Consider the following 16,448-nt stretch of genomic DNA (forward strand, 5'->3'; position numbering starts at 1 on the left):
AATGAAAGCCAGTGAAATTCGCTCAAAATGGTTAGAGTTTTTCGCCAGCAAAGGCCACACAATTGAACCAAGTGCGTCGCTTGTACCGCATAATGATCCATCCTTGCTATGGATCAACGCGGGGATGGCACCGCTAAAGCCATATTTTGACGGACGCGTAAAGCCTGCGAACCCGCGCATTGCGAACTCGCAGAAATGTATCCGTACGAACGACATCGAGAATGTGGGTAAGACACGCCGTCACCATACGTTCTTCGAGATGCTCGGGAACTTCTCAATCGGCGACTATTTCAAAGAAGAAGTTATCACTTGGGCATGGGAGTTCTTAACGGACAAGAAATGGATCGGCTTCGACCCAGAGCGCCTTTCCGTGACGGTCTATCCGGAAGATGAGGAAGCTTATAAATTCTGGAATGAGAAGATCGGCATCCCAGCGGAGCGCATTTACAAGACGGAAGATAACTTCTGGGATATCGGTGAAGGACCATGCGGACCTTGTACGGAAATTTTCTATGACCGTGGCGAGAAGTACGGAGATCTATCGGATCCAGAATGTACGCCAGTGGGTGAGAATGAACGTTTCCTAGAAGTGTGGAACTTGGTATTCTCGCAATTCAACCATAACAAAGACGGCAGCTTTACGCCGCTTCCGAATAAGAACATTGATACAGGCGCAGGACTTGAGCGTTTCGCTTCCATTTTGCAGGATGTGGATTCGAACTTCGATACGGACCTGTTCCAACCGATCATTCAAGCGACTTGCGAAATCGCAGGCGTGAAATATGGCGTGAACGCCGAGCATGACGTTGCATTCAAAGTCATTGCAGACCATGTGCGCACGGTTGCTTTCTCCGTAGGTGATGGTGTTCTTCCGTCGAACGAAGGCCGTGGATATGTCATCCGCCGTTTATTGCGCCGCGCCGTACGTTATGGCAAATTGCTCGGCATGGATCGTCCATTCATGTACCAATTGACTGCGGTTGTTGGCGAGATCATGGGCGTGTACTATCCAGAAGTAGTCGAGAAGCGCGAATTCATCGAGAAAGTGATTCGCACAGAGGAAGAGCGTTTCCATGAGACATTGTCCGACGGTTTAGAGATTCTCTCTCAGCTAAGCAATAAGGCAAAGCAAGAAGGCGTGACAGAGATCAGTGGTGCAGATGCGTTCAAGCTTTACGATACGTATGGCTTCCCATTCGACTTAACAGAAGACTATGCGGCTGAGCATGGATTGACTGTGGATCGCGCTGGTTTCGACGCTTCCATGCAAGAGCAGCGGGATCGCGCACGGGCAGCTCGCCAAGAGACAGAGAGCATGAAGGTGCAAGGTGGCGTCCTGTCTGATTTTACGTCTAAAAGTGAGTTTGTTGGATATAATGAATTGGAGATTCAGGCGCAAATTATCGGTATGATTGTGGATGATGCGCTTGTTGATACCGTCGAAGAAGGTCATGTGTGTCAATTGATCTTAGACCGTACTCCGTTCTATGCAGAGAGCGGCGGTCAGATTAGCGACTTAGGAACGATCTCTAATGACAGTGGTGTTGCACAAGTTGCGGGTGTGTTCAAAGCACCGCTTGGTCAACACGTGCAGCAAGTGACAGTACAATCGGGTACACTTCGTGTTGGAGATACCGTGCGAGCTTCCGTTGATAAGGCGGCTAGAGAAGATATTATTAAGAATCATACAGCAACGCATTTGCTTCATCGTGCATTGAAAGATGTGCTCGGCGAGCATGTTAACCAAGCAGGTTCTCTTGTAGAGACCGATCGTCTTCGTTTCGACTTCTCGCATTTCGGCAGCATAACAGCGGAAGAGCTGACGGAAATCGAGCGCCGTGTCAATGAGCAGATCTGGAAAGGTACAGATGTTGTGATTGAGCAAAAAGCAATCGCAGACGCAAAAGCAATGGGTGCGATGGCGTTGTTCGGCGAGAAATACGGCGATGTCGTTCGTGTCGTGCAAGTCGGTACGTACAGTATCGAGCTTTGCGGTGGCTGTCATGTACGCAATACATCGCAAATCGGCTTATTCAAATTGGTGAGTGAGAGCGGTATTGGATCAGGTGTACGAAGAATTGAAGCCTTTACGGGTCGTCATGCGTATAAGTATATGGATGGGCAGATTGAACTGCTCAAGCAAAGCGCTTCTCTCTTAAAATCGAATATCAACGACGTGCCGAAGCGTCTTGACGCATTATTCGGACAGATCAAGGAATTGCAACGTGAGAATGAATCACTGCAAGCGAAGCTTGGCAGCATTGAAGCGGGTCAGCTTACAGATCAAGTGAAACAAGTTGGCGATGCGCAGCTTCTTGCAGCGAAAGTAAATGCAAGCGGAATGGACGCGCTTCGCGGTGTAGCCGATGAGCTCAAAGTGAAATTGGAGTCGGCGATTCTCGTGCTTGGTGCGGTTGCAGAAGATAAAGTGAACATTGTCGTATCTGTCTCCCCTGATTTGGTCAAACGTGGATTCCATGCAGGCAAACTCATCAAGGAGATTGCGGCAATCTGCGGCGGCGGCGGCGGCGGACGTCCGGATATGGCACAAGCTGGCGGTAAAGATCCATCCAAATTGGACGAAGCACTAAAATTTGCTGAGGAACTTGTAGCGAAACAAACGGTGTAAACGTAAGGAAAAAAGGTTCAAAAAGTCGTCATGACTTTTTGAACCACCTAGAGAAGATGGAATTTTAATGTGGGCAATGATATGTTATGATAGAGAGAAAGCTTTGGAATTGAAGTGAGGTGGTGTTGGCGATGGAATCGATGGATTCAACCATGAAATTTAACGTCAAAGCAGAAGAAGAAGAGTTTACTTCTGAGGAAATTCTGCTAAAAGTGTATGATGCTTTGGTGGAGAAGGACTATAACCCCATTAATCAGGTTGTAGGCTACTTATTATCCGGGGATCCCGCTTATATTCCTCGTCATAACAATGCTCGAAGCTTGATACGTAAGAAGGAACGCGACGAACTCATTGAAGAATTGGTTCGTTCGTATCTCAAACTGCATCGATAACAGGAGTACCAGATGACAAAAATTCTAGGTCTGGACTACGGGGATCGGAGAATCGGTGTAGCCGTAAGCGACATGTTTGGATGGACGGCCCAAGGGCTGGATGTCATTGATCGGAAGCGCGACAGCGATGAGCTGAAGCGAATCGGTGAGATGATTGAAGCTAATGAAGTTAGCGAGATCGTCCTCGGACTTCCGAAGAACATGAACGGCACAATCGGCCCCCGTGGCGAAATTTGTATGGCATTTGCCCAGACGTTGCAAGAAGCTTTTAACCTCCCCGTTCACCTTTGGGATGAGCGGCTGAGCACCGTATCTGCAGAGCGTACGCTTGTCGAAGCGGATGTGAGCCGCAAGAAGAGAAAGCAAGTCGTAGATAAGATGGCAGCAACGTTGATTTTGCAAAACTATTTGGATTCTAAAATGAAAAGGTGAGGGTGATTGCAGATGACGAAGGACAATGAAGTACAGATGGAAGAACCAGAAATTATTTATATTCCGGATGATGAAGGCAATGAGGAAGAATTCGAAGTCATCATGAAGTTCGAAGTGGATGGTTCCGATAATAAGTATATGATGGTCGTACCGGTTGAATCGACAGACGAAGAGGCGGATGAAGTTTATGCCTTCCGTTATGAAGAAGATGGCGACGATTTGAAGTTGTTCATTATTGAAGATGAAGAAGAATGGCAAGTGGTTGAAGAGACTTTCAATACACTCGTTGGTGAGCTGGAAGAGGAGAATTAAGAAATGAGTTATTATCAGTTGAGAGATGTCGTGTTTACGAACCGTCTTGTGGAAGCCTTTGGAAATGATATCGAGCTTACAGATGACCAGGGTCATGCTGTCGTCTATCGTCTGCTCAAAGAATTTCAATTGGGTGCGCATGGCTATGCTGTGCTCCAATCGCAAGATCATGATGATGAAGATGTAGAAATCTTCCGCGTTATGGTGAATGCAGATGGCCAGCCGGAGCTAGAGACCATTGAGGATGATGAGGAATGGGAGAATATCTCGGAACTGTATGATGAACTTACGCTCCCAGATGCAATTGATGAGCCTTAAGGGCAGAGATTACCATCATAGCACCACATGATAGATGTAACTTCATTTACGACCTTGCAAAAGAGCGGATTATTCCGCTCTTTTTGGTTCGGTTAGATTTATCGGGTCCTCGCAAAGTACATGAATCGCATCAAAGCTAGAGCGCCACTTTGTGGGTGTTCGGTGGTTATTAAAATTTAAAGAGTTGTGCATATGTGATATACTTGCTATATTCTTGCGAAAAAAGGGGGAATGGTGGACAAAATGAAGAAATTTGTCCTAACCTGCGTCATCATTTTGCTGGTGATTGTGATAGGCGGTGCCGGATATGGCTGGCTTCAAATGCAGCCGACATCAGCGAGTGAGCAGGCCAAAGAGGTTCAAATTAAACAAGGGATGGGGACTTCGAAGATTGCGGATGTATTGGAGCAAGAAGGACTCATTAAGAATAGTCTTATTTTTAAGGTTTATTTGAAGGTCAATAAGGAAGGATCCAAGTTCAAAGCAGGCAAATATGCGTTAACACCGGGTCTGACTTATCAAGAGATTATTGCCAAGTTGAATGCAGGGGATGTGATCCCGGATGAAGTCATCCGATTCACGATTCCTGAAGGGTATACGATCAATCAGATCGCGGATAAACTAAGTGCAGATCATCAAGTCGATCGTGCGGAGTTTCTTAAGCTTGTAGATGACGCTGCTGCATTTAAGTTACCGGCATCTACGGAGATTCCAACCGATGCGAAGCTGATACATCAGTTAGAAGGCTATCTCTTCCCTGAAACCTATGAGCTCAAGAAGGGCAGCACGGCAAAGGATATGATACAGCGGATGTTGAATGAGCTGGATAAGAAGCTGGCTACTCTCCCATCCGATTGGGAACAGAAAATGAAAGCCCAGAACTTGAATTTCCACCAGTTGATGACGGTAGCCTCGCTTATAGAACGAGAAGTTGTGGTAGATTCTGAACGTGGGCTAGTTGCGGGTGTGATCTATAACCGTCTTAAGCAGAACAAACCGCTTCAGATCGATGCGACCATTCAATATTTGTTCGACAAGCCGAAGGATCGACTGTACAATAAAGATTTGAAAATTGAAAGTCCTTATAATACCTATTTGCATGATGGATTGCCGCCAGGGCCGATCGCAAGTCCGAGTCTTGCTTCGATCGAAGCAGCGTTAAATCCAGAGCCTTCGAAATATTTGTATTATGTGACGAAGAAAGACGGCAGTCAGAGCCATTTGTTCGCAGTGACGTACAAAGAACATTTGGAGAATATTAAGAAGAGCAAAGAAATGGCGAAATAAGAAAGCATAGTGGAGAGTCCAAGAGGTGAAGTGAAATGAGCAAAAAACCAGAATTACTTGTAACAGCAGGCTCTATTCCACAGTTGCAGAAATTTATTGCAGCGGGAGCAGATGCGGTGATCATCGGGGAGCAGAAGTACGGCATGCGTCTCCCCGGTGAGTTCAAGATTGAAAATATCCGTGAGGCGGTAAACATCGCGAAGCAAGCAGGCGTGAAGATATATGTCGCCGTGAATAATATTATGGATAATCAATTGCTCGAAGAGCTTCCAGCCTATCTGGCGGAAGTGCAGCAAGCCGGAGCTGATGCAATCGTCTTCGGTGATCCGTCTGTTCTGATGATCGTACGGGAGGCAGCTCCAGATCTGAAGCTGCATTGGAATGCCGAAATGACGTCAACGAACTACCGGACAGCTGCGTACTGGGCAAAACGCGGTGCGAAGCGGATCGTTGCTGCTCGCGAGCTGAATATGGAGCAAGTGATCGAGATGAAAGAACATTTGCCGAATATGGAAGTTGAAGTTCAAGTCCATGGGATGACGAACATTTATCATTCCAAGCGGAATTTGGTGAAGAGCTATATGTCGCACCAGAATGAGCGTAATCATGCTTCGGAAGACGTACACAGCCAAGATGTCTCCAAAGATCGCGGGTTATTCCTGATTGAGCAGGAACGTCAGGATGAGAAATATCCCATTTATGAAGATATGAACGGTACGCATATTATGAGTTCCGATGATATTTGTATGATTGAGAATATCCATGAGCTGCTCGAAGGACAGATCGATAGTCTGAAGATCGAGGGACTCATGAAATCAGATGTATATAACGAGACGGTGATTCGAGCTTATCGTCAAGCCATTGACGCATATATCGCTGATCCAGAGAACTATACGTTCCAAGACGAGTGGTTAGAAGCTATTCAACAGGTTCAAGATCCGGAACGTGAGCTAACCTTTGGATTCTTCTTCAAAGAGCAAGTGTATTAGAGGAAGTTCAAAAAGTCGTCTTTTGATCACGAAGTATTTCAGGAAGTGAATTCAACATCGAATCTTGCGTTCACCCTCGAAGTCCGGTACTCATTTAGGTTTTGCCTAAACTGCGTTCCTTCTTCTTCGGGTTCTCGCAACCTTCTCGGTGCTGAAAAGCCAACTTTTTGAACATGTATTATAAGTCGCCATTGGCGAATGATGAAGTAAGAGGTGGAAAAAATGTTAACAAGCGAAAGACCCGTACTAAAGGGCAAACGAAATCGTCTAGACAAACCAGAATTGCTCGCTCCAGCAGGGAATTTGGAGAAGTTGAAGTTCGCAATTCATTATGGTGCAGACGCTGTATATATTGGTGGACAGAAGTATGGTCTTCGTTCAAATGCGGATAATTTTAGCTTTGAAGAAATGCGTGAAGGTGTTGAATTCGCGAAGAAATACGGTGCCAAAGTATTCGTCGCAACGAACATCTATGCACACAACGAAGATATTGAAGGTATCGAGGAGTATTTGCGCAATTTGGAGGAAGTCGGTATTTCCGCCATTATTGCAGCGGATCCGGTAATCATTGAGACAGCTCAACGTGTTGCCCCTCGGTTAGAGGTCCATGTTAGTACGCAGCAATCGATTATGAACTGGCAGACTGTGAAGTTCTGGAAGGAAGAAGGCGCGCCGCGCGTCGTTCTTGCACGAGAAACTAGCTTGCAAGAGATTTATGAAATGAAGCAGCATGTGGATATCGAGATTGAAGCATTTATCCATGGTGCCATGTGTTCTTCCTATTCGGGACGCTGCGTTTTGTCGAACCATTTCACGGACCGTGATTCGAACCGCGGGGGCTGCTGCCAATCCTGCCGTTGGAAATACGATCTATTCGAGGATGGACGCCCGGACTTGGATGAGATCATGAGTGAAGAAGAAGCTGCTCAGCATCCGGTGTTGGAACAGTTTAAAGTTGGGATTACACAGCTTCCGCTATTCAAGCAAGAAGACAACCAATTCTCGATGGGTTCCAAAGACTTATGCATGATCGAGCATCTGCCGGATTTGATCGAAGTAGGCGTCGACAGCTTCAAAATTGAAGGGCGAATGAAATCGATCCACTACGTTGCTACGGTTGTAAATGTGTATCGTCAAGTCATTGATTCCTATATGGCGGATCCAGAGAACTATGTTCTGAAGCCTGAATGGATCGAAGAAATCAATAAAGCGGCGAACAGACCGCTCAATACGGGGTTCTTCTATGATACGCCGGATCATGAAGATCACATTTATGAACCTGAAGAGAAAGCAGCGCCTTACGACTTTGCAGGTCTTGTCCTGGATTATGATGCAGAGACAGGCATGGCAACGATTCAGCAGCGCAATCATTTCAAACCAGGTCAAGTGGTGGAGTTCTTTGGACCGAATGGCACATTCTTCAAACAAACGGTTGAGGAAATCTGGGATGAGTCTGGAGTGCTACTTGATGCGGCGCGTCACCCATTGCAGCGTATCCGTATGAAGGTCGAACAGCCTGTACAGTATTTCGATATGATGCGTAAAAAGAACGGGAAATAAAATAATGAAGATGCCTTCAGTCTCAGATTGAAGGCATTTTTTATTTTTATTTATTTTTTTGTAAAAAAAGCAAAAGTTTTTAGTGGATTATGCCGAACAAATAGATAGGAGATAAAATAGATATAAAGGATGGTGCTCCCATCGTGCAGAAGCGTTTGAAACAACTATCAAAATATTTGCAAAACCCTCTAAAGTCCGTAGGACTCAAGCTTTTATTGATTTTCCTGATAAGCAGTATAATTTTTGTTGTGGGGATTGGTCTATATTCCTACTCGCAGTCCAAAAGCATTATACAGGAGCAATCATCGGAAGCGAACTACCAGACGATCGTTCAGGCACGTGAAAAGTTGGATTTGATTCTTAAAACCTATGATGATATGTCCATGCAATTGCTGATGAATAAAGAGCTGCAGACAAATCTGAATGACTATTTGAAAAGCAATGCGAGTGAATTCAGTAGTTTTGAAGCGAGTGGCAAAGCAACTGATATCCTTCAGACGCTAAGTATCAATAATTCGAATATTGTAGGGATCTATTTGATTCCGATCAATGGTACTTCGCGAATCATTACGACAGGCGGCGGAATGACTTCGGAAGTGGAAGAGATTCGTAAATCAGAATGGTTCAAAAATGCTATTCAAGCACAAGGGAGAACGGTATATATCCCAACAGGGACACAGAAAATTCTCGACAAGACACCGGACCATACATTTGGGCTTAGTCGTGTTCTTAAGAATGTGTCAACGGGAGAATCTTCCCATGTGCTATTAATCGAATTGAAGATGGACACGCTTGGCAATAACTTAAGCACCATTGATCTTGGAGAAGGCAGCGATCTGCTGATCATTGGTCCTGGAAACAAGATTGTATATTCGAAGCAGGAAGACCTGATTGGTAAGGATTCTCTGTTGAAGCTTAAGGGCCAAGAGGGCGTTGCGAAATCGGGCGGTAGCGAGACCATCAAAAATGGTAAAGGAATTGAGGTTCTAGCTTCGTATAGTCCATTATCCACCAATGGATGGAATCTGGTAAGTGAAGTACCTGTAGAGAAATTGGTTGAGAAGGCTAAAGAAATTTACAATATTACGATCATTGCAGCCATCGTTGTGGCGATCGTCGCTGGATTAATTGGCGTATGGGTTATGCGCATGGTCGGCAGTCCGCTCAAATATTTGCGTAACCTCATGAATCAAGGGGCTAGCGGTAACTTGGGCGTCCGTATGAAGGTGAAGTCGCAAGATGAGATTGGTGAATTGTCCAGAGGCTTTAACGAGATGATGGATAATATTACGGAACTCGTGAAGCATACAAGCCAATCTGCGCAGGATGTGCTCGATACGGCATCCGAGCTCAGCAATGCTTCTAAGAAGACAGGGATCTCAGCGCGTGAGATTGCGATTGCCACGGAAGAGATTGCGAACGGTGCAACGAATCTTGCTGTAGAAGCTGAGCGAGGAAATGATCTCACGATCACAATTGGATCGAAAATGCGCAATGTGATTAGCTCCAATGTTGAGATGGGTGAAGCGGCTTCGGAGGTTGAGAAAGCGAGTCAGCACGGAATTACCCATATGACTGTATTGACGGATAAGACGAATCTCACGGAAGATATGGTTCGTTCCCTTGTTCAGAAAGTCAATGCACTTAAAGAAAGCACGAATTCCATACGTAAAATTCTTGAAGTACTGAACAATATGACGAAACAGACGAACATTCTATCACTTAATGCAACGATTGAAGCTTCGAGAGCTGGAGCAGCCGGTAAAGGATTTATGGTGGTAGCGGATGAAATTCGCAAACTCGCAGATCAGTCGCGTCAATCGATTGATATTGTGGGACAGATTACGGACCAGATCTCTGGTGAAATCGGCGAGACGGTGAATGTATTATCTGATGCTTATCCGATCTTCCAAGAGCAAATTGTATCTGTTAAAGATGCAAGCGAGATCTTCTGGACTGTTCAAGGTCAGATGACGGGATTCATTCAGCAACTGGGTCAGGCAACGGATTCGATTCAGGAACTTGATCAATCGCAAGGGATTCTAGCAGAAGCGATGAGCAGCGTGAGTGCTGTAGCCGAAGAAGCGTCTGCAACATCGGAAGAAGTCGCATCACTCAGTAATGAGCAGCTGGTCGTCAGCGGGAACTTGATCGATTTGTCAAATAAGCTTGAAGAAGTATCTACGCGCCTCAAAGAGACATTATCCAAATTTACGTTATAGTCATGAATTGCATATCACTTCGAACCTGCCTGAGCCGCATGCGCTTAGGCAGGTTTTTTCTTAGGTTTGTGGCAATAATGAGGAGTAACAATGAGATAGATGGAGAGATTGATATGTTCACGAGTAAACGGAGAATGTTCTATAGCTTGATGATGTTCACAGCGGTGTTCATTTGTATTGCCATTCGAATGGCGTGGATGCAGCTGCATCGTCAAGATACCGGAGCTGTATCCAAGAAGAGCATTGCGCAGTTATCCGTCTTACAACGTGAACGTGGGATTATCCTCGATAGCGGTCGTGGGCATTTCTATGATCGAAATGGTATACCGCTGACAGGCAGACAAGTTCCCATGTTAGTGATGTTCCCGATTGATTCAGCATCGCGAGAAATGAAGGAGAGCACGGAGAATCAACGTAAGTTAGCGGACATCTTACAGATATCTTATAGAGATCTTGATGCATATTGGAGGCATCTGAAGGCTCCTACTATATGGATGGGGAAAGGGAGCAAACAGCCCTACAAATTGTCATCGGAGCAGATGAGACGCATTGAACAGCTTCCTTTAAATGGTGTACGTATCTTACCGATACAAATGCGCTACGATGCAACTGGTGCAGCCAAACAGTGGCTTGGATTTGTAGCGGAGCAGCCTGAGCTGTTGCTTGCGCAGCGTGCAAGTGGCAAAGACCGTTGGAAAACCCGTCTTGAGACGCCGATTGGCGCAGCGGGACTAGAGAGAACATTTGATCCTTTCTTACGCGGTATTGGGCCGACGACAGCGACTTATTTTGTAGACGGTGCTAGACGACCATTATACGGACTGGATACGAGGGTGTCGAAGCCTGAGAATCCATTCTATCCCCTGAAAATCGTTACGACAGTAGATTTATCCATCCAGAGTAAGCTGGAGGCGTATGCCGATCAAGCAGGGCTTACGAAAGGAGCGATTGTCGTTCTAGATGCTGCAAATGGGGATGTGGTTGCGATGGTATCGAAGCCGTCATTTGATCCGTACCATGTAGATCTCAAGGAAGGAAACTGGGGAAATCGTGCTTTGAAAGCACTTGTCCCAGGATCGATCTACAAAGTGGTTACAGCTGCTGCAGCACTTGAGACGATACCAGGGATTGAACGTGCGACTTTCGAATGTCATGGGGATTATGGTAAATATGGCTTCTCGTGCTGGGAGAAGGACGGGCATGGTCTGCTATCACTCGAGGAAGGTTTTGCAAAGTCATGTAATATTGTGTTTGCGACCATCGGAGAGCATACGAAACCGGAGACCCTTTCCCGTTATGCCTCGATGCTGGGGTTATCCAGGACTGTCGGTTGGCAAGCGGAACGGCTGATGGACATGCCTCATTTTAACCAATTGGATGGCGAGGAAGCGGGGCGTGTATTTGCTGCGCAACAAATTGATGGAGGAGTTATGGTGCAATCTGCCGTAGGTCAGCGGGATGTACTTGTCTCACCTCTGCAAGCGGCGAATTTAGTTGTAACTTTGATAAATGATGGGAAGGTGCATGCTCCACGTCTTGTGAAGGAAATTCGATATGCGAATGGTCAGCTGTTAACGTCACTCCCTAAACATCTGTCACCATCTCCGTATGGATCCATTCGTCCAGAGACTGCGCATCAATTAACCCATTGGATGGAAGAGGTCGTAACAGATGGCACGGGGAGTGCACTAAAGCGCTCGAAGTGGAAGTTAGCCGGTAAATCAGGAACCGCGCAAGTGAAGAAGCCAGGGCTGACGACGAACAACCATTGGTTCATCGGATATGGCCCAGTGGAATCTCCACGTTACGCGGTTGCCATTGTGTCGGAGAATAAGCCAACGTTCGGCACTAATCAAGCGACAAGTTTATTTCGAGGGGTCATGGATCTGCTCGCAGATCATGATTCGGATTCTGTTCCGTCAAATTCTTCCTTAGGCAGCCGGATCCAAGATTTGAGGTAACCTTGATCGATTAAAGCCTTCATAAGGATCAGCAAGATCGGGGATAATATCAAACCTGCCACTCCGAAAAGCGATAAAGAAATAATCATACAAGCTAACATTGTAAATGCGGACACACCGAGCGTATTGCCTGTAATCTTCGGCTCCATAATTTGTCTAATCAGCATAACCACTGCGAGTAATACGAGCAGCCAAATGGCAAGCGTCGAGCTACCGACAAAGAACAGATAAATCACCCAAGGGATAAATAGTACTGGCACCCCAAGGAGTGGAAGTAAATCAAGAACAGCTGAGATGAGTGCAAGGGTGAATGCATTTGATACACCAAGCAGCAGAAGTCCAACGAAGACGCCGACGAATGTAATGGAAATGAGCTTCATTTGTGCTTTGAGATAAGCTGCAATCCCGCGGAATACATTTTCTTTCAAAAATATGTACGCCGTTTTGAATGTTCTCGGTGTTCGTTCATCTGCTAACTTCTTCCACGACTTAATCTCTGTGCTTAAGAAGTAAGCGAGAATAACTCCGATGCCAAAGTTCATGACGAAGGAGGATACGGATTGCAACGATCCAAGGATCATGTTCAGAAATTTTATGGCAATTTCAGAGCCTTTCCCTGCGATCGTACCGAGATAAGAATTTATATTCGCGATAATATTTTCCGGCAATAAATTAACCTTGTTCTGTAGCATGCTAACAATATCGTTAATAGTTGATTTGAAGATATTGGTATACATGGGCAGCCGATCGATTAAATTCGTAATCTGAGTGATCAAGATGACGCCAAGTCCGAAGAAGACACTTAGAAGTAACAGAACAAAGATGAGTACGGATATGGCAGAAGCGACGGATTTCTTGAGACCACGGCGATTCAGGAATTTGGCGAGAGGCTCGATAATCAAGTAAATGATGAACGAGAGGAAAATTGGAGTAGCAATATTGTACAAATAACTGAAGAGTGACATGGTGAGGTATACAGTAAGTGCAATTAACCCAATATCAAATGCGGTACGCCAATATTTTTTATAGAACGGTAACAAACGGGAACCTCCTTATTTCATGAAGAATATATATTTGATTGTACACTATTTTGAAAAATCGTGCCTATTTTTTGCACCTGTATGATACAATAATAGGAGCTCATTTGAAAAGTGGGGAAATGTACATGGAAAATTTGGTTCTATGGTGTTTCTACATTTTAACGTTTTATGCGTTTCTCCCAGGCGTGTTTAGTCGCATTTTTGGATTTCGGGTATTCAAAAGAGGGCGTAGTCAACGGGAAATCTGCTTAACTTTTGATGACGGTCCGGACCCCTATTACACGGCAGAGTTGCTCGATTTGCTCAAAAAATATGATGCAAAGGCGACTTTTTTTGTTGTTGGATCAAATGCGGAAAAAAATCCTGAAATAGTCAAGAGGATTCATGACGAAGGACACCTCATAGGAATCCATAATTATGTCCACAAGACCAATTGGCTGATGCGTCCCGGTACGGTCAGAAAACAAATCAAGAAGACATCCGATATTATTTATCAAATAACAGGATCGAAGTCGGTCTATTATCGTCCTCCTTGGGGGATAGTTAACTTATTTGATTTTGGGAATTTGGGACATATTCAAATTATTCTATGGTCAGCCATGTTCGGGGATTGGCGTAAAGGTGTTGGGGCAGAGCAGTTAGAACGAAGAATGATGCGCAAATTACGTCCTGGAGAAGTCTTGCTCTTGCATGACTGCGGGATTACATTCGGTGCGGATGCGGATGCACCAGCAAATATGCTTATCGCCTTAGAGAACTACATGCAAGCAGCTACGAATAAAGCATATCGATTCATCCGCGTGGATGAAATGATTAAGGTGACAGATGAAGCCAAGGCAAGAACGCTTAGCTTCGGCAGACGGGTAACGGTTCGACTTTGGCTCGTGTGGGAGCAATGCTTCCACGTCTTGTTCAATTTGAAGAAGACAGCAGATCCAGATACGACATTCCATTATCGCGTAACCCGTTATCATGGAGAGCCTGTGACCATGCAGGATGGCGAGGTTCTTATGAATGGAGATTCCGTGATGGAGCTTCACTTCGATAATCAGAAGCTGTTCGATATGGGACAGAAGGCACGGTCATCTATGCATGTAGCCATTCAATTGATACGCAGTGTCGAACATGCCTTGCCGTATTTCGCAGACGAATTGGTGAACAATCCGGAATTTTCCGATGTAAAAGCTTTGTATGGTGTATCGATGATACATCGCGGAGCAGATAAACTCGGCTTCAGTGTTCAGGATTTACCAGAGGGTATGTTCAAATCCCTTACAAGCGTCTATCTCAAATTTCTGCTACATGTCATTCGCCCGCAAGGGCAATCAAGGCTTAAAGAGCGATCATCGATGTTAGTGCCGAAGAGCATCATTCTCTCAGCAGATCTGTTAAAGAAACGTTATTATGTAGAAACTTGTAATCAAAGGAATCATCCGATGGAGGAACAGGTCTTGAAGATTGCTGTTGAACAGACTTACGGCAATACGACGAACACCCCATCAACAATGTGATAATGAGAAGCCCCTTGACCTTAAGGTCAAGGGGCTTTCTCTATTATCGAGATCGATTATACCTTCATTACGCCGCCGGTGCTTGCATTCGTTACAAGCTTCGAGTAACGAGCGAGATAACCGGTTTTTACTTTTGGTTCGAAGCCCTTCCAGTTCGCTTGACGACGGGCGAATTCTTCATCGCTCACATCGATCAAGTTAATCGTACGGTTCTTCAGATCAAGCTCGATGATATCACCGTCTTCAATGAATGCGATTGGACCGCCCTCAGCTGCTTCAGGGGAGATATGACCGATACTGATTCCTCGGGACGCGCCTGAGAAACGACCGTCTGTAATCAGACCGACTTTAGCGCCAAGTCCCATACCCACGATTTGTGAAGTTGGAGCAAGCATTTCTGGCATACCAGGGCCGCCTTTAGGACCTTCGTAACGAATGACGACCACATGGCCTTCTTTCACTTTGCCGTTCGCAATGCCATAGAGCGCATCATCTTGCGAATCGAAGCAGATTGCAGGGCCTTTGTGGTAGCCGCCAACGGATTTATCAACGGCACCGACTTTAATGATGGAGCCGCGAGGCGCGATGTTACCGAATAGGACGGAAAGTCCGCCTTCAACGCTATGCGGGTTATCGAGCGTATGAATCACGTCCGTATCTTGAATCTCACAGCCAACGACGTTCTCACGTAGTGTTTTGCCTGTTACCGTGATGCAATCGCCGTGAAGTGCGCCTTCTTTCTTGAACAATTCGTTCAATACCGCACTGACGCCGCCTGCATTGTGAACATCTTCGATATGGTAGTCAGATGCTGGAGCGATTTTCGCCAAATGCGGAACGCGTTTCGCCACTTCATTGATCCGTTCAATTGGATATTCAAATCCAGCTTCGTGTGCAAGTGCTAACGTATGAAGAACCGTATTCGTAGATCCGCCCATCGCCATATCGAGTGCAAAAGCGTTATCGATCGCTTCGATGGTTACGATATCACGAGGTTTAATGTCGGCTTTGATCAATTCCATCAATTGACGAGCAGATTGACGAACGAAATCTTTGCGTTCAGGAGCAACCGCAAGAATCGTACCGTTACCCGGCAATGCAAGGCCAAGACCTTCTGCGAGACAGTTCATGGAGTTCGCCGTGAACATGCCGGAGCAAGAACCGCAAGTTGGGCAACCGTATTGCTCAAGCTCCGTTAAGCTATTCTCATCGATCTTACCTGCCATGAAGGCACCGACGCCTTCGAAGACGGAAGTTAGAGAAATCGCGCGGCCGTCGCTTGTGCGACCTGCTTTCATCGGTCCGCCGCTGACGAACATCGTCGGGATGTTCACGCGAAGGGCGCCCATCATCATCCCTGGTGTGATTTTGTCACAGTTCGGGATACAGATCATGCCGTCGAACCAGTGAGCAGAAACGACAGTCTCAAGTGAATCAGCAATGATCTCTCGGCTCGGTAGGGAATAACGCATACCGATATGCCCCATCGCAATCCCATCATCGACGCCGATCGTATTGAATTCGAATGGAACCCCACCTGCTTCGCGAATCGCTTCTTTTACAATTTTACCGAACTCTTGTAAGTGGACATGCCCTGGGACGATGTCAATGTATGAGTTGCATACTGCGATAAATGGCTTGTCGAAGTCCTCTTCCTTGACGCCTGCTGCACGCAGCAAGCTGCGGTGTGGCGCGCGGTCGAAGCCTTTTTTAATCATGTCTGAACGCATTTTTTTCTGAGTCATGGCTTTAACCTCCGGTTTTTTTCGTTCTATAAATGGAATGATTAAAATTG

Annotated in this window: 13 protein-coding genes; 11 read left to right on the plus strand and 2 right to left on the minus strand. The window is 45.8% G+C overall.

Annotation, left to right across the window (positions count from 1 at the left end; all coding sequences use genetic code 11):
* The first annotated feature begins 1 nt into the window (after window position 1).
* The 10 genes from alaS (at window position 2) to ACFQZR_RS11370 (ending at window position 12,102) form a co-directional block, all read left to right on the plus strand.
* Entirely contained in the window at window positions 2–2,629 is a 2,628-nt protein-coding gene (gene alaS / locus ACFQZR_RS11325; protein ID WP_379345824.1) for an alanine--tRNA ligase, read from the plus strand.
* 131 nt (window positions 2,630–2,760) lie between these two features.
* A complete protein-coding gene (locus tag ACFQZR_RS11330; RefSeq protein WP_018757104.1) occupies window positions 2,761–3,021 on the plus strand; it encodes an IreB family regulatory phosphoprotein in 261 nt (86 codons plus the stop codon).
* 12 nt (window positions 3,022–3,033) lie between these two features.
* Window positions 3,034–3,453 carry a Holliday junction resolvase RuvX gene (gene ruvX, locus ACFQZR_RS11335; RefSeq protein ID WP_018757105.1) on the plus strand — a complete coding sequence of 140 codons (420 nt, stop codon included), beginning with the start codon at window positions 3,034–3,036 and terminating at the stop codon, window positions 3,451–3,453.
* Window positions 3,454–3,465: 12 nt separating this feature from the next.
* A complete protein-coding gene (locus tag ACFQZR_RS11340; RefSeq protein WP_018757106.1) occupies window positions 3,466–3,765 on the plus strand; it encodes a DUF1292 domain-containing protein in 300 nt (99 codons plus the stop codon).
* Between the two features lie 3 nt (window positions 3,766–3,768).
* Window positions 3,769–4,083 carry a DUF1292 domain-containing protein gene (locus ACFQZR_RS11345; RefSeq protein ID WP_018757107.1) on the plus strand — a complete coding sequence of 105 codons (315 nt, stop codon included), beginning with the start codon at window positions 3,769–3,771 and terminating at the stop codon, window positions 4,081–4,083.
* 243 nt (window positions 4,084–4,326) lie between these two features.
* Window positions 4,327–5,370, plus strand: a complete 1,044-nt coding sequence (gene mltG, locus ACFQZR_RS11350; RefSeq protein WP_379345828.1) for an endolytic transglycosylase MltG — start codon at window positions 4,327–4,329, stop codon at window positions 5,368–5,370.
* A 35-nt stretch (window positions 5,371–5,405) separates the two neighbouring features.
* Window positions 5,406–6,359: a peptidase U32 family protein gene (locus ACFQZR_RS11355; protein ID WP_379345830.1), complete on the plus strand. Its 954-nt coding sequence runs from the start codon at window positions 5,406–5,408 to the stop codon at window positions 6,357–6,359.
* A gap of 222 nt (window positions 6,360–6,581) precedes the next feature.
* Entirely contained in the window at window positions 6,582–7,919 is a 1,338-nt protein-coding gene (locus ACFQZR_RS11360) for a peptidase U32 family protein (RefSeq protein WP_379345832.1), read from the plus strand.
* A gap of 176 nt (window positions 7,920–8,095) precedes the next feature.
* The gene (locus ACFQZR_RS11365; RefSeq protein WP_379345833.1) at window positions 8,096–10,141 is read left to right on the plus strand and encodes a methyl-accepting chemotaxis protein; all 2,046 of its coding nucleotides are present in this window, start codon (window positions 8,096–8,098) and stop codon (window positions 10,139–10,141) included.
* Window positions 10,142–10,254: 113 nt separating this feature from the next.
* Window positions 10,255–12,102, plus strand: a complete 1,848-nt coding sequence (locus tag ACFQZR_RS11370) for a peptidoglycan D,D-transpeptidase FtsI family protein (RefSeq protein ID WP_379345835.1) — start codon at window positions 10,255–10,257, stop codon at window positions 12,100–12,102.
* Here ACFQZR_RS11370 and ytvI read toward each other — a convergent pair.
* Window positions 12,039–13,142, minus strand: a complete 1,104-nt coding sequence (gene ytvI, locus ACFQZR_RS11375) for a sporulation integral membrane protein YtvI (protein WP_379345837.1) — start codon at window positions 13,140–13,142, stop codon at window positions 12,039–12,041. The genes ACFQZR_RS11370 and ytvI overlap by 64 nt on opposite strands.
* Before the next feature lie 125 nt (window positions 13,143–13,267).
* Here ytvI and ACFQZR_RS11380 point away from each other — a divergent pair, with 125 nt between their 5' ends.
* The gene (locus ACFQZR_RS11380; RefSeq protein ID WP_379345839.1) at window positions 13,268–14,653 is read left to right on the plus strand and encodes a polysaccharide deacetylase family protein; all 1,386 of its coding nucleotides are present in this window, start codon (window positions 13,268–13,270) and stop codon (window positions 14,651–14,653) included.
* Between the two features lie 56 nt (window positions 14,654–14,709).
* On the opposite strand, the gene ilvD is transcribed toward ACFQZR_RS11380, so the two are convergent.
* A complete protein-coding gene (ilvD, locus tag ACFQZR_RS11385) occupies window positions 14,710–16,398 on the minus strand; it encodes a dihydroxy-acid dehydratase (protein ID WP_379345841.1) in 1,689 nt (562 codons plus the stop codon).
* Between the last annotated feature and the right edge of the window lie 50 nt (window positions 16,399–16,448).

It is taken from the genome of Paenibacillus sp. GCM10027629 (assembly GCF_042676425.1).
Classification (GTDB): domain Bacteria; phylum Bacillota; class Bacilli; order Paenibacillales; family Paenibacillaceae; genus Paenibacillus_K; species Paenibacillus_K terrigena.

Excerpts from the sequence above, each read along its gene's own strand:
- ruvX (WP_018757105.1), top strand. The coding sequence starts at position 3,034 with ATGACAAAAATTCTAGGTCTGGACTACGGGGATCGGAGAATCGGTGTA.
- ACFQZR_RS11345 (WP_018757107.1), top strand. The coding sequence starts at position 3,769 with ATGAGTTATTATCAGTTGAGAGATGTCGTGTTTACGAACCGTCTTGTG.
- ACFQZR_RS11370 (WP_379345835.1), top strand. The coding sequence starts at position 10,255 with ATGTTCACGAGTAAACGGAGAATGTTCTATAGCTTGATGATGTTCACA.
- ACFQZR_RS11380 (WP_379345839.1), top strand. The coding sequence starts at position 13,268 with ATGGAAAATTTGGTTCTATGGTGTTTCTACATTTTAACGTTTTATGCG.
- ilvD (WP_379345841.1), bottom strand. The coding sequence starts at position 16,398 with ATGACTCAGAAAAAAATGCGTTCAGACATGATTAAAAAAGGCTTCGAC.
- ACFQZR_RS11330 (WP_018757104.1), top strand. The coding sequence starts at position 2,761 with ATGGAATCGATGGATTCAACCATGAAATTTAACGTCAAAGCAGAAGAA.
- alaS (WP_379345824.1), top strand. The coding sequence starts at position 2 with ATGAAAGCCAGTGAAATTCGCTCAAAATGGTTAGAGTTTTTCGCCAGC.
- mltG (WP_379345828.1), top strand. The coding sequence starts at position 4,327 with ATGAAGAAATTTGTCCTAACCTGCGTCATCATTTTGCTGGTGATTGTG.
- ACFQZR_RS11355 (WP_379345830.1), top strand. The coding sequence starts at position 5,406 with ATGAGCAAAAAACCAGAATTACTTGTAACAGCAGGCTCTATTCCACAG.
- ACFQZR_RS11340 (WP_018757106.1), top strand. The coding sequence starts at position 3,466 with ATGACGAAGGACAATGAAGTACAGATGGAAGAACCAGAAATTATTTAT.
- ACFQZR_RS11360 (WP_379345832.1), top strand. The coding sequence starts at position 6,582 with ATGTTAACAAGCGAAAGACCCGTACTAAAGGGCAAACGAAATCGTCTA.